The sequence below is a fragment of the Rahnella ecdela genome (assembly GCF_019049625.1).
Classification (GTDB): domain Bacteria; phylum Pseudomonadota; class Gammaproteobacteria; order Enterobacterales; family Enterobacteriaceae; genus Rahnella; species Rahnella ecdela.
Window position 1 is genome coordinate 53381 of sequence record NZ_JAFMOY010000115.1, and the last position, 13453, is coordinate 66833.

Genomic DNA, 13453 nt, shown 5'->3' on the forward strand with positions numbered 1-13453 from the left:
GCTAACAAGCTCAGCAATTGCGGGTACCAGTGCCATGATGATTTCTCCCTGAGGGTGGTAGTTAATGCATCAGTTTAATTGGCGCGAAAGGGGTGAAAAGGGCAAAGGAAGGCAAGATTGGCTGAATTTTATCCATAAAAAAAGCCACCCGTGGGTGACTTAATTTTCATACTAATGGTGCGAAGGCCGGACTCGCACATGACAGGCAACTTACTGATATCAATGTTATTTATTTTTATCACTTAGAACTTGTACCCGCACTTGTACCCACAAACAGAAATCCGTACAAAAATCAGACACCGCGAGTAGGTACAAAATAACATAAGTACAACACCAATATAGTGGTCAAGACAAGAACAAAGCAGGTAAGAACGTTTTCTTCAGAGGCACCAAAGGCTTGGTCTCGATATCGACCTGCTAATAATTTTCTAGGGGCGCACAGATATGATTATCAAATGTCAAAAGAGTCACAGGAATCGTAAAGTAATCTGTCTTATCGAATGCCTCTTAACTAATCCGCCTGTATGAAAACCATATATGTCTCAAAGCATGAAGCGGACATTGGCACTTCAAAAACAATATTGGTTCGTTATGTCATACACCAAAACATATGGTTATTCGATTCTTACCTCGCGCTTGCTCCATATGATTTCCATCTCGCATTTTCAGTCAACGTTGATCTCACAATAGGGATGCTCTTACATCCATCTATCATTTTTAGAAGTTTCACAACATCCTCCCTCAAGCTAGGATGCATCCACGGGCTAAGGGTTATTCTTGTAATTGAAGCAATATCAATAGGAACATCTAGGAAACCTACTTTATCGGACTCTGACTCCCATAATGCTCTGAACTCTTTCTCATGCTTATAAGGTATTCGTTTAACAAATGGTAATTGAGCGATTGTTGGGCGATTTTCACGTAGTTCTTTCAATGCGAGGTAGTTTACCTCTTTAAATTTAACTCCTTTGGCCCTAGCGAAAGCTGTTTCTAGTTGTTCAGGATTGAAGTTAATACATGCTCCAGATGCTCCAGATGAAAACACCCGCCAATGATGGTATGTCTCTGATTCCTTTGTGAAGCATAAGGCAAGCACTGACTGTAATTCCTTCTTCTCCTTATAAGTCGCAAGAAAGTAAGAGTCATTCTTATCGTCCCAAAAAGAAGGATCGAGAAGAGTCAGAGTTCTGTTTGTCAAAATATGTATTAGTGCCGGAAGATCCGTATAACGTCTATAGCTTACCTTAGTCATCATTGCTCCTTTCTACCAAAGATACCAAGACACAAAGTTTATCAAACTGAAGTGTTCTATTTCTAATTCCAAAGATTTTAAATTTCATCACTCCCTTTTTTCATCATCAACGTTTCGTCTCTGAGGCTTACAATTAAATCGGCAACGTTTGACTCACAGCTCTATACGGTTCGCAGTCACAGCTACGGGCTATTAACGATGAAGGTGTCTGGCCTGCCAACGACAGGCCAGAATCACCAAAGGGTTAGATCGAATTTTTACAAACAACACTAACTGAATTAAGAAACTGTGTTAGCCACTGCGCTAAAGACTTACCAACTCCGCGATTTTAGTCGCGACAACTTTCATTGAATCTTCTCCTGTATCCAAGCCGCTTCGTGATGCAAGCAAGGGGCTGATATTGCGGAGAGCTTGATACGTTGTGTTATGTACAATTGGAACTAGTTGATTACCCGCCAGAAGTGCCGAAAGCTCCTTGTCAGCAACACCCTCCTTGGGGAGACGGCTCAATAACGCTGGCGTCACCAATACCAACCCGATTCTCGAATTTGCTAATCCCTTGTCGATAGCCCGCATCATAGGAACTCCAAGACCGAGGTCCTTCTCGCTGAACCAGACTTTGACACCAGCAGCCACGAGTAAATCGTGCAGCTCTTTGGCTACGCCCTGTCGGTCATCCCACGCGTGGCAAAGGAAGACATCACGGAGATCTGGTTGCTCCACTGCACGTGTTTCAATAGTTTGTCGGATTGGCGTGAGTGACTGCACTTGGGCTGATGTATACGACACGGATGAACTTGATTTCGACCAGCGGGGTCTTGGGCTGCTGGAACTGGCACCGCCGCCACTATTTCCCCCACTACTGCCCGACGAAGAGTAGGAGGGACCGTAAGAACCATAACTTCTACTGCGATAACGACATGCAGGACATGCTGCAGCCGCTGCCGCTGAGGTATGTCCGCGCACTGGTGCTGTGCATCTAGTCATATCGTAATTCTCCCATTAGTAATTTTTTTTCCAATTAGAGGTTGCCCTTGAACGCAAATTTTATGGGATATTAATCCTATAAAAAGTGAGCCCTCCCTTCTTTATTGATTTCATTGTCTTAATTAAATGTCTCACTCCAGTAGTGAAGAGAGGAACCGTCGCTAAATGCAAGCACGCCAACCGGTAATGGCAAGCGCATTATGCGATGAATAAAAAGGGTGGAAAGTACAGAGGTAAAAATCAGGAATGAGACTCGAAGAATTTAAGTATTCATTAATCCGGTAGCTCGCCTTGCTCTGAGAATATCGGTAGCGGTCAGAAATGGTGTCTGCTCCTGCCACGTAAACCCTTTGCGGTCAGTGCGTACCAGCTCATAGCGTTCCACCAGAAAATTCACTGCATCAGCAAGCGTTATTCCCGCTTCGATATGCTCCTGAATGGCCGCGTCGTCATGAAATGGCGTATCGTTAAGCGTCAGGCCGTAATGGTGTTCCAGCAGATACGTTAAAAGTTGCTGCCAGACCTGCACGGGCGACAGGCGTGACGAAACCGGCACCGTGGCCGATACAGTTGAGATTTGCATGTGTTGAGTCTCTTAAATAAAGGAACGGAAGATTTGAAGGCTTACAAAACTGAGATGATGCTGAAGGTTAGTCTTTAACCTGATTTGAGGGATAAATGGCGATATACACATACCCATGACTTCCCAGCGTATCTGCTTCACAAGTCAGCTCGTTACGGTACAGCGTAACGCAGTGCGCGTACCGGGGATTCAGCTCACCTGAGAGCAGCATCAGCTCTAGGTGTGCGACAAAATGCGGGAAGGCTTCATCCAGTTGTAGGGTCTGCACCTCACTGAATGAGCCGGTGAATCCTGCCCGGTCAGCCAGAAAATGCAGGCGATGACCTTCCTGCACCAGTCGGGCTCCGAAACACGGTGTGATATCTCGTTTAAGACCCCAGGTTTGTGTAACGTCTTTATTCATAATTTTATTCCTGTTTAAAGAAGGCCATGTTCGGCAAAAGAGAAAATCTGTCTGCCACCTACAATCAGGTGGTCAGGCACTCGAACTTCCACCAGCATCAGCGCCTGCACCAGTCGCTGGGTAATAGCCTTGTCTGCCTGACTTGGTGCAACCTCCCCGGAAGGGTGGTTATGGGCAAATATCACTGCTGCCGCGTTAAAGTACAGGGCGCGTTTCACCACTTCCCGGGGATGAACTTCAGTGTGATTGAGGGTGCCGGTGAACAGTGTTTCGTGGGCAAGCAGCTGGTTCTGGTTATTGAGGTACAGCACGACAAATTCTTCACGCTCAAGGGTTCCCATCTTGAGCCTGAGCCAGTCGCGAGCGGCCTGTGTGGAGGTGAATGCCACACCCGGTTCGCGCAGATGGTGGTCAAGCAGACTCAGGGCGCGTTTGATGGTGCGCAGTGCCTGTAACGGCAGTTCCGGCGTAAACAGGGCTAGTTGTTTCTCCATGGAAAAATTCCTTAATCAATGATGGCGAGAATTGCGCGGGATTCGGGGTGGTTAAGGGAATAGTCGCGCAGACGGTAATAGTGCTCCGTCATGGCATCGCATTCGGTGCGACAGGCGTGATGGCTGTATTCGATCAGGCAGACAGCAATGCCTGCGGCTTCCGCGCTCATTTCCGCACCATTGCAGTTCATGCCGTTGAAAAGATGCCATTTATCGTCACTGTCAGCATCAGGGGCCATAAACGCTCCACCATTGCTGAGCTTGTAAAATGACCAGATACCACCGCTATACTCATCACAGAGGCGGTCCATCCAGGCGAAAATACGCGGTTCCAGCGTTATCCACTGCGGGATAGCCCCAAAGTATAGTGGCCAGAAATCGAGACGCTGTTCGTCGGGTACTGGCGTTGCAGTAAGGTCAAATTGAGGTTTATTAGCGGGCATCAATTCGCGTTGAGTTAGTGTCATCATGGATATTCTCCGTCAATAAAAACGCCAGCGACGATTGCTGGCGTATGGGAAATAAAGGACATGCAGGGATGATGAATGGGTGTGGTCAGGAGGATGCACTGAGAATGCCATACTGACGGATATATCGATTAAGTCCTTCGCCAGCATCAGGTTCAAAACTCCACGCCCGCCAGACCATTCGACCCGCAGGGGCACGAACCACCAGACGGAAGTGACTGCCCTGGTCGTCTTCAATGGCGATGTTGTGATATCGGCGGGTAACAGCTTCGGCCTGCTATCGGGCGAAAGGTCCCGGCAGCAGTAATTGAAGTTCAGGCATTTTTATAATATTTAAAGACAAAGCCCCTGACGCAGAGGCGACAGGGGACAGGAGACAGAAAGAGAGGAAGGGAAATAGACTATATTTTGTGTTGTAACGATCATACTACTGTTTAGCTGCCTGTTTTGCTTTTTCCCAGGATGGTCGGTTTGGGCCAGTGAACTCTTTCACATCTGACCAGTACCCGATCGGATATTGTATGACCGTTTCGTTGCCGATGCCGATGTCAACAGACAAGTATTGACCGCCTTTAATGGATCCTTTGCGCACCCAGGCATTTGGGCTACAGGTTCCAGTATCTCGCTGTTGCCAGGAACGGTCATCCCTGTCAATGATGTAAAAATCACCTAATGCACACCCACTGGCAGATTTGTGATTTAACACGGCGACCACGTGTTTGGTATTACCAACAATCACACAACTGTTCTGTTTACCGCCGCACATGCTCCACAGAGTGTCACCGTTACCCCCGGTAAATTCCCAGATGGTATTCGCAGGTGGTGCATCATTGGACGTGGTAATGGTGGTTGGCGTGTGTGTTGGTTCCGCAGTCCCATTGGCTAATGCACGTAATACTTTCAGCTCACCATCACTTGGGGTGTTAACCCACTGCCCATCTTTACCGTTACTGTAGAAGCCCACCAAGTTATGGAGGTCAGGCTGGTACAAGAATGTCAGATTGTGGTTACCACAGTTACCGTCTTCACACATAAAACCTTTCAGGTAGACTTTACCGTCAATTTTTACTGGCTCCATCGGACCCGCTGGACCATTCATCTCGTCGAGCATCGTCGGTAAACCATTCTGATTCATGGTCTCATCAAACGACTTTTTATACTCTGGGTCAGTTTTGTACAGATCAAAAGGATATGGGCAGGTATTGTTTTCTGGCTGACAGCTCTTGGCCTTTACCGCCGTTTTGACAGTTGCCTGGACTGCTGCCGGGGCCATCAATGCTACAGAGAGTGCCAACCAACTCCATTTCATACTTGCAGAGGAGAATTTTCTTTTCATTATTAGATTCCTGATAAAGCCCCTGACACAGGGGCAGTGGGGTTATGCTGGTACGTAAGCGCACCAAGAAATATTGCCGTTGTTATCATTGTCCGCAACAGGTAACTTCCGGTTGTAAGGCTGAGCCTTAACTCCAGCATTGAACAGCAGAATGCCTGTAACGCTCAGTAACATAACACTTTTTCTTTACTCTATTCTTTCACTGAGTGAGTTTCATGTAGCGGGGACTCAGGCCATCGCCGTCAGGACCAGCATCACCAGCCATACCCAGAAGTGAGCCGGTTTCTGACCGAGAGTTTTTGCCCGTCGCCATAAATAGAACGGCACCAGCCAGGCCAGTTTGCCAAACGTGGTGGTATCCACTCCGGCCTTACGCAGGCGTCGTTCATCGAGATACCCCAGAGCGATATTGAGCAGCAGCGTGATAAACCAGTACTGCCCGCCCGAGACGGCCTCATATGCCTCGTCAAAAGACATTCCGCTCAGCCCTGCCGTCCACAGCTCGAGCGCATAACCAATGAAGGGAGCAAATGCCAGCGTCCATACCACTCCGCCCGGAATGCGACTCCCCGGCAGCGCTGGTGGTGTGGTGCTGTGGAGCAGCGCCGAAGCCAGCGGGGTGGCAGAGACCGGTTGCCAATCCGTCATGCCCTGTCGCCACACCAGCGTGGCAGCGGTGAGTTCACCGCGCATAATCAGGCCAGTGATGTCGTCTTCGGTCACATTGTCGTGACGTATGCCATTTTTTTCGTAATGCCAGGTCATTGTTTTTCCTTCTTAACAGAGGTAATTAAATCAGTGTGTTGCCCTGCTCCTCCTCAGAGGGCCCAGGCGACAGGACTTCGCGAATACAGCTGAAGTGCGGAAGAGCCCGGATAAAGCCCGCCTGTGTGGTTAGCTGGCTGAGACGTTTTCGCGGGGTAAAAGTGGTGTTCAGGACTGTCACCGCATGGATGGTCGCCAGAGGGTGCACGGTGATATGCCCGTTAAGTTCACCGGTGAGGTACCAGCAGCCATCGAGTGATATCAGGCGGTACGGAGCCAGCCCGTCACAGCGCTCTCCCTCGGCCAGCAGTAGTACCCGCTGGCAGGCGGTAATGGCACTGACGAGACGGTAGAACACCAGTGAGATGACCGGGGACACAGACTGTGGCGGCTGCCATACCAGACACGGCATCCCTCCTGCAGTGAGCAGCATGCCCGCCAGACGCCGGTCCAGCCCCGGAAAAATATCGGCCAGTCCTGCCCTGTGAGCAAAGGTCAGCGCATCCAGCTCGCCCTGTACGCCTCCACCGGTACTGCGCAGGCGGCATTGCCCCCGTCGATACTCAAGGTCGAGGTACATCAGCCGTTCGCGAAAATCCCGTCGCAGGGTACGGATTGACACACCAAACTCTGCAGCCAGCCGCGCTAAGTTCAGCGTTTCACCTGCAACCAGGCGGCTGATTATCAGTGACAGCCTGACAGCCAGCCGGTCATGACGGCGCTCTGCCTGTGTCATCTTAAATCTCCGTAATAGTTAACTGACTGAATATGAGATGATTCTAAAGAGGGGGGCGGACAGGGTATGGACATGGAATGAACTATTTTTTATCTGCCTCCGGAAGCAGGCCCGACGCGGCACACCGTGAAACACGGTGAAAAAACACTCAATTTAATGCAGGTAAACGGACAGGGTGTGTCCTTTATTAACATGCTGATAACAAGCTCAGGACTGAAACCCACTCAGCATCGCTTCAGCCATCACCCAGAGAGCCCGGTTAAGCTTCACATCTCCGTCAATACCACGCACGGCGCGGGTATGCGTTCGCCCGCCTTTTGCACTCCGGCCACTGAGCCCGCCCTTAATCAGGTTCTCCTGAATACGCTGGTATGTGGTCCACAGATCATTGCTCTCATCCTGCCAGCGGCGTGGGGAAAGTATCTGAGGTGCTGTCACCGGCTGGTGGTCCTCACCGAAACGGTACGTCAATGCAGCCTGTGCCAGAGCCTGTTGTGCAGGTGGCGGCAGCATCAGCGACTGCATGGCATCCCGCTTCTCTTCCACACGGTCAAAAATACCCAGTACTTCATACGCCCCCTCAATCACCTGACTCACGACATCTCCTTTGTGCGGCACTCGCACCTCGCCAAACGACTCACCGCAGACAAGCCCGTTCTGGCATACCGCACGGAATAGTCCCGGTAGCATCTGATACGAACTGGAGCCATCGTGAGAATTGAGCAGAATAATTTCCGGCACCTGCTTACCGGTAATCTGCCCCTCCCGACGCAGGCGCAGCATGTGCTTCGTATGTTCACGACGACCCGGATCACGCACGCGGGTCTGACAGGCAAAGAACGGCTGAAAGCCCTCCCGCTGCAGACTGTCCAGCAGAGAGATGGTGGGTATATATGTGTATCGTTCACTGCGGGATTCGTGTTTGTCCTCGCTGAAAACGCTGGGTACCACAAGAAACAGTTCTTCGTGGGTTAACGGACGGTCACGACGGATAAGATTTACTGCGCCAAAGCGCGAAGCCAGACGGGTCATAAGCAGACTCCTCATAATGGAAAATAAATACAAAAAGCCCCGCCGCAAAGTCGCAGCAGGGCTCAGCAAACTACGGGTTTGAAGGGTTAATTTTCAGAAGAAGAAATTCCAGACTGCACGAGCGACTGATACTACGATGTCGCGTACAGACTGGATGACTGTCCGAACCGGGGCCGGTATCAGGGGCATGGAACTTACTGTGTCCAGTACCGAGCCGACCGTTTCACCAAAATCGTCACGGGCTTTTTTATTAACGGCATCGGTACGAAGTGGAGCACTAAGCTGTACCGCTACCGGACTACTGGCCTCCCGCGGCAGGCAACGAATCATCCGTTCAACCATCATCCGCAGCCCCCACTGCAAACGTACCGACACTGCGCAGACAGGGTTTACCGGCTGGAACAACTCATGTAGCAGGCAGATTTTGCGGCTGATATTTTGTTTCTGCTCTGTAGACAGCTTTTCACCACCGCAGGTGGGTTCAACCTTGTCGGACTGACTGATAACAAACAACACCTTATGCCGGTATGCCTCACCAATCACCTCCCGGTAAAAATGTTCATCCACCGCCAGCGCCCGGTCATCGGCCTTGATCAACCACAGCACCAGGTCGAGCCGAGGAAGTTGTTCACGGTAGAGTGCGGCATATTCAGCATCCCGTAGTTCGGACTCTCCAACGCTGGGTAGGTCCCTAATTGTCATAAAGCGTTTGCCGAACTGCAGGCGAAACTGCAGTGGTTTTCGAGTACATGCCGCTACATCACTGACCGGTGATATATCCCCAGCAAACAGGGTATTGCACAGGCTGCTCTTTCCCGTCCCGGTTTTCCCCATAATGCCTATTACAGGCTCGTATTGGGTTAACTGATTTATCTGCTGCAGAATGCGTTCAGAGACCCACTGGGGCAGGCCGGAAAGCGGTTGCTGCAGTGACTGCAGACCGTCAAATTGTTTCATTACTGCTCCTCCGAAAAAGTATACAAAAACGGCAGAACCTCGTGGTTCTGCCGTTAATGGGATATGTTCAGAGTGATGATATATATCTGTAATATTTTTTAATTTTCCCAACTTTTCAGTTTAGCTTTTGCGTACGCATCATTGATCAGCATCTCAATTAATTCATTGATTTTCATTTCATTTTTACTGACCAGATAATCAAGTTGTCTCTTACTGCCTTTGCTAATATAGGTATTGAGAACCTTTTTGTTTGCAACACTATCTCTGAATTTTTTCTGCCCCCATGCTTTTTTTGTTTTTATAATAAACAATTCACCTTCAGCATCGGATTTATTGTCAACCCATTGATCAAAGATTGAATGAACTTTCAGATTCATATTTTTTTCAAACCAAAAATCCACATTACCATTAATCATTTTGTTCTTATCGAAGTAAGACATCACCCACTGATAATCTGCCTGGTATTTAGCATCATGTCTGGTTGATGAGAACCAGAACGGATTGCCAAATTTTTTCTTGATACGGAGCCAAGAATTTTTCAAACGCTCTAAGTTTGAATGGATATGGTTAAAGCTTGATACACGACATTGATAGTCGATCAAAAGAATTAACCCGTCATAATTTACGCCACCCTTATCAGAATCAAGGCTCCATTCAGGTAAAGTGATCTCAAGAAGAGAGGGGGCATTATTATTTGTATATAGCTTATATTCGGCATGGATATAATTAGCAACAAATGACAACGAACGCTCACAATCAATCCACTCAAGTTCACTAAAAGGTATTAACTTACCCTCAACCTCTCGCTTACTCTTTTCAAAGAAATCCTCCGCACTCCTATATTTAACCATTTCTTTTTTATTCATATATTTAATACAAGACTCTTTGAAAAGAGTGGCATCATCTATTCTTTCCACTAATTCACGAGACTCATCAACATGCATCAATGCTGAGCGAAAGATATCCCAGTAAAGCCATAAATTTATTCTTTTCATCCAGAGATTGGTCACTCGTTTTCCTGCACTCATCATAACCTCAAACGTAACAACAATCGTAGAAAAAGACGTAGCACTCTACGTAGTATACTACGTTCTTTTTTTGATTATCTTAAGCCTTTCCACCTTCATTTCATGCCTTGATTTCAATCATATTGGAGAAACTTTGACGTAAGTCATGTAGAGCGTTTTTCGGAAACACTGAAAATTGACTCTGCGATAACCCCTACAACTGTCACTGACAGCAGGCTATATGAGTATAAATACTGTAGGGAAACGGAGGCGTCTATCAGGTTAAAAAATAATTAAGGTTAATTGGTTTTATAGATAGTAGATCTCAATTGATAGCCATCTAACTTCCCCTCCACGGGATGCTGTACATCTGTAAAAAGTGATTAAAACCTGCTTTGCAAGAGTCCTTTCAAAGACAGAAAAAACAGATACACCAATTCCTTTGGATTAATTCAAAGGAACAGAGCAATGCAAAGACATTACCTACATTTAAAGAAAATCACCCCTAATGAATTCCTGCTGAATTTGATTAATCACCATCTTAATCAGATCCTGGCATGTCACTCCAAAATAGTGGCCTTTCGAATGGATTTTGATTACCAGCGAGGTACTAATCGATTGATTCGTAATTCCTCTGCAGAAATACAGGATGACCTCAGAGAACTCACTCAGGCGATGACCAACCCTCCTGGCGTTATTGGTATTTTCTGGGTACTTGAATGGACATCAGAAAGTGCGGTTCATGCCCATGCGATTTTCTATCTTAATGCTTAGGAGCATCAGAAGTCATTCCCATTCATTTTACAGGCAGAAGAAATGTGGCTAGAGATTACCCATGGTGAAGGCAAGCCTCAACGATGCAAGCCAAATGAATATCATCGTGACAACATTAACAACGTTGTTGAATATCACAATAATGAAGCCTTAAACAGCGTGAGACATATAGCCAGTTATCTGACAAAAGAAGACCAGAAATATGATTACCCGATCTGGAGATGCAATGAGGTTCCACCTCCTGCACGACAGGGCAGACCAAGAAAAGCCAAATAAGATAACGATGTTTTTTTACAGCACCACCGGTACCTATGCCGGAGCGGGCAGTAACAACAATCTTCCCGACTCCGGTATCCATTTAGCTACCGGAGAATCAAATTATGACCAGTAAACCTTCCCTGCTCGAAGACCAGTTTGTCGATATGGTTTTTATCACCCGACTCACCGGGTTAACAGATAAGTGGTTTTACAAACTCATCAAAGATGGTGAGTTTCCAAAACCCACCAAATTTGGGCGCAGCTCCCGTTGGCGGAAAAGTGAAGTAGAAGCTTGGCTTCAGGCACGTATTGATGCATCCCGCAAACAGCAGTAAACCTTTCGTCACTAAACAACATTAATCCAGATAGAACGTACACCATCCGCTTATTGCGGAGGCTTACGGCTGCCTGAAATTTAAGAATCAAGGAAAATCACCTATGAAAAACATCCCATTGCTTAATCATTACCAGGCCTGGCTCAATGATTTTACCCGCATCAATTTGTTCCATGGTTTGTGTCAGCAGGAAATAGAGCACTGGCACAAGCTGGCGATTACATCGTGCCGGTCGTCGGGTGGCATGGCATCGGTAATTGTCGTCCCACAGTATCTGTTACAGGTCACTCAAACATCCCAAGAGGAAGAGTGTGCTGTTATCCCCCGACTGAACAAACGTACTGACTATTCTCTGCTACCTGGAGTGTTGCTCAGTGAATGTTACCGCCTTGGGAAAAGCAGACTGGCGGAACAATTACAAATGCTATTCCGACTGCATACGCAACCGGGCTTTCGACAGACGCTGACGCTGCTGTGCTGGTGTGAACTGGTTGCAGGTCGCGATCTGGATGAATGGTATTCGCTGCACTTACCGCTTTCTGACACGTTGAAGCAATGGATGTCAGAAAAGCAAGAATCATATCGGGGACTGAAAACGTTGACTGAGAATTATATTCGTGCCACCAGGCCAATGTGAGGTCTGGAAAATGCGAGTACAAAAATGTTATATCGCACAGCGTAGAACCGGCGAAATTGTGCCTGCCCGCCAGGTGAATATGGCAGAAAGTGAAGAGTGGCGCTGCCACCATTGTCAGTGCCCATTGATATTCCACCTCCCTACCAGAACTTCACCGTCATGGTTTGAACACGATATTCCACGGGGACAACCGGAAGTCCTTTTGCAGTGCCCCAGGCTGGCACCAGCAAGTGGGAAATCTTCCACCATAGAGAAACTTCAGCAACTCGTGGCGCAACTGCCCCAGTCATTACAGCAACCTAATGGCAATGCACGATGTGCGGCCTGTCATATGGCGGCGAGAAACGCTGCCCTCAATGCAGAAAAGGGATATACAGTCGGGAGATACAAATTTAGTGATACGTACCAGGCAATCATGGGATTGATTGGTACACAATAACGTTATTATATGGGGAATATAACTTCGGAGTAAAAATCAATCACTTTCCATCATCCGGCCCCTGGTGCTGATGGATTGGCCATTCGTAGTCCATGACGGGTTGGTAATATTAATTAAGCACCTGATATATAAACAATATTATCTCAATATCACCCCCTATACGGTTACTCGTACACGACAGCCTTAATGGCTGGTATTACCACCCTTTAAATCCTTAACCCCTTTAACTGCCTATTACGGGTAAGGCTTTGCCCTGCCCGTAATTCATTACCCAAGGAAAATTATATGTTTGACAATATCTGTCTCGATAGACGGCATGCACCATTCAACACCACTTACCTACAGCGTATTCTACGCGTTATAGATAACGCGACTGCAGAGCATGCACGGACGATGGCAGTTCGGGTAGACCTGCGTCTTCCTGACAATATGCTCATTAACCGACAGGGCCTGATATCTCGTTTCATTGAATCCCTTGATGCAAAGATTGCAGCGCGCTACAGAAGTAAGTTGAAGCAGGGTAAACGAACATATCCATGCCACCTTCGCGATGCCTGGGTTCGGGAAGTGGGTGAGATTAATCAGAAATCGCATTACCACATGGTGCTGTTCGTGAATAACGACACTTTCAATGGGTTGGGGAGTTACAAAGAAGACGGGACAGGCCTGGCGTCTCTGACACGAGAGGCCTGGTTGAGTGCTTTACAGCTTAGTCACTGCCCAGAGCTCTGGCCGCTAGCCCGTTTTCCCGATAATCCACTTTATTACCTGGATATTAACTCACCCAGTTACAGAGAGGTTTATGATGAACTGACGTTTCGGTTAAGTTATTTTGCGAAAGAACGCACTAAAGATTACAACAGGGAGGAACGGTCTTTTGGATGCAGCCAAAGTTAATAGGCTCGATATTACAACACGATAAACATTGGTTTTGACCAAGTTAAAATACACTGGTTACATCGTACTTTACCCTCAGCGGCATAGTCTCAAC

17 protein-coding genes and 2 pseudogenes are annotated in these 13453 nt (G+C 47.6%); 6 read left to right on the top strand and 13 right to left on the bottom strand.

All coding sequences use genetic code 11. The features are described from left to right. Nucleotides 1-625: 625 nt before the first annotated feature. The 13 genes and pseudogenes from J1784_RS06395 to J1784_RS06455 form a co-directional block, all read right to left on the bottom strand. The gene (locus J1784_RS06395) at nt 626-1252 is read right to left on the bottom strand and encodes a hypothetical protein (RefSeq protein ID WP_054878581.1); all 627 of its coding nucleotides are present in this window, start codon (nt 1250-1252) and stop codon (nt 626-628) included. Between the two features lie 303 nt (nt 1253-1555). Next, nucleotides 1556-1975 carry a toll/interleukin-1 receptor domain-containing protein gene (locus J1784_RS26985; protein ID WP_253272186.1) on the bottom strand — a complete coding sequence of 140 codons (420 nt, stop codon included), beginning with the start codon at nt 1973-1975 and terminating at the stop codon, nt 1556-1558. A 526-nt stretch (nt 1976-2501) separates the two neighbouring features. After that, nucleotides 2502-2822, bottom strand: a complete 321-nt coding sequence (locus tag J1784_RS06405) for a TA system toxin CbtA family protein (RefSeq protein ID WP_120011098.1) — start codon at nt 2820-2822, stop codon at nt 2502-2504. Between the two features lie 67 nt (nt 2823-2889). Beyond that, nucleotides 2890-3225 carry a type IV toxin-antitoxin system YeeU family antitoxin gene (locus tag J1784_RS06410; RefSeq protein ID WP_054878578.1) on the bottom strand — a complete coding sequence of 112 codons (336 nt, stop codon included), beginning with the start codon at nt 3223-3225 and terminating at the stop codon, nt 2890-2892. Between the two features lie 14 nt (nt 3226-3239). Beyond that, nucleotides 3240-3719, bottom strand: coding sequence for a RadC family protein (gene radC, locus J1784_RS06415; RefSeq protein WP_054878577.1), 480 nt, complete (start codon nt 3717-3719; stop codon nt 3240-3242). Between the two features lie 11 nt (nt 3720-3730). Beyond that, a complete protein-coding gene (locus tag J1784_RS06420) occupies nt 3731-4189 on the bottom strand; it encodes an antirestriction protein (RefSeq protein WP_054878576.1) in 459 nt (152 codons plus the stop codon). A gap of 85 nt (nt 4190-4274) precedes the next feature. Further along, a pseudogene (locus J1784_RS06425) lies at nt 4275-4508 on the bottom strand (DUF905 domain-containing protein). 105 nt (nt 4509-4613) lie between these two features. Beyond that, a complete protein-coding gene (locus tag J1784_RS06430; RefSeq protein ID WP_081009684.1) occupies nt 4614-5522 on the bottom strand; it encodes an Ivy family c-type lysozyme inhibitor in 909 nt (302 codons plus the stop codon). 228 nt (nt 5523-5750) lie between these two features. Then, nucleotides 5751-6287 (bottom strand): DUF4339 domain-containing protein, encoded by a 537-nt coding sequence (locus J1784_RS06435; protein ID WP_054878575.1) that lies wholly within the window; start codon nt 6285-6287, stop codon nt 5751-5753. Between the two features lie 25 nt (nt 6288-6312). Then, nucleotides 6313-7023: a transcriptional regulator gene (locus tag J1784_RS06440; protein ID WP_217148492.1), complete on the bottom strand. Its 711-nt coding sequence runs from the start codon at nt 7021-7023 to the stop codon at nt 6313-6315. Nucleotides 7024-7230: 207 nt separating this feature from the next. Beyond that, entirely contained in the window at nt 7231-8055 is an 825-nt protein-coding gene (locus tag J1784_RS06445) for a DUF932 domain-containing protein (protein ID WP_217148493.1), read from the bottom strand. Between the two features lie 93 nt (nt 8056-8148). Beyond that, complete coding sequence (locus J1784_RS06450; RefSeq protein ID WP_217148494.1) at nt 8149-9012, bottom strand: GTPase family protein; 864 nt, start codon at nt 9010-9012, stop codon at nt 8149-8151. A gap of 98 nt (nt 9013-9110) precedes the next feature. Beyond that, nucleotides 9111-10022, bottom strand: coding sequence for a hypothetical protein (locus tag J1784_RS06455; protein WP_338019898.1), 912 nt, complete (start codon nt 10020-10022; stop codon nt 9111-9113). A 465-nt stretch (nt 10023-10487) separates the two neighbouring features. Here J1784_RS06455 and J1784_RS26470 point away from each other — a divergent pair, with 465 nt between their 5' ends. The 6 genes and pseudogenes from J1784_RS26470 (at nt 10488) to J1784_RS06480 (ending at nt 13359) form a co-directional block, all read left to right on the top strand. Continuing rightward, nucleotides 10488-10793 carry a hypothetical protein gene (locus tag J1784_RS26470; RefSeq protein ID WP_238485416.1) on the top strand — a complete coding sequence of 102 codons (306 nt, stop codon included), beginning with the start codon at nt 10488-10490 and terminating at the stop codon, nt 10791-10793. 380 nt (nt 10794-11173) lie between these two features. Then, nucleotides 11174-11386, top strand: coding sequence for a helix-turn-helix transcriptional regulator (locus J1784_RS06465; protein WP_217148496.1), 213 nt, complete (start codon nt 11174-11176; stop codon nt 11384-11386). 103 nt (nt 11387-11489) lie between these two features. Beyond that, a complete protein-coding gene (locus tag J1784_RS06470) occupies nt 11490-12023 on the top strand; it encodes a secretoglobin family protein (RefSeq protein WP_217148497.1) in 534 nt (177 codons plus the stop codon). Nucleotides 12024-12102: 79 nt separating this feature from the next. Beyond that, a pseudogene (locus J1784_RS26620) lies at nt 12103-12237 on the top strand (DUF7828 domain-containing protein); the annotation flags it as partial. Nucleotides 12238-12338: 101 nt separating this feature from the next. Further along, nucleotides 12339-12419, top strand: coding sequence for a putative zinc ribbon protein (locus tag J1784_RS26625; protein ID WP_274387311.1), 81 nt, complete (start codon nt 12339-12341; stop codon nt 12417-12419). Nucleotides 12420-12747: 328 nt separating this feature from the next. Continuing rightward, a complete protein-coding gene (locus J1784_RS06480; RefSeq protein WP_130994062.1) occupies nt 12748-13359 on the top strand; it encodes an inovirus Gp2 family protein in 612 nt (203 codons plus the stop codon). Nucleotides 13360-13453 lie beyond the last annotated feature (94 nt).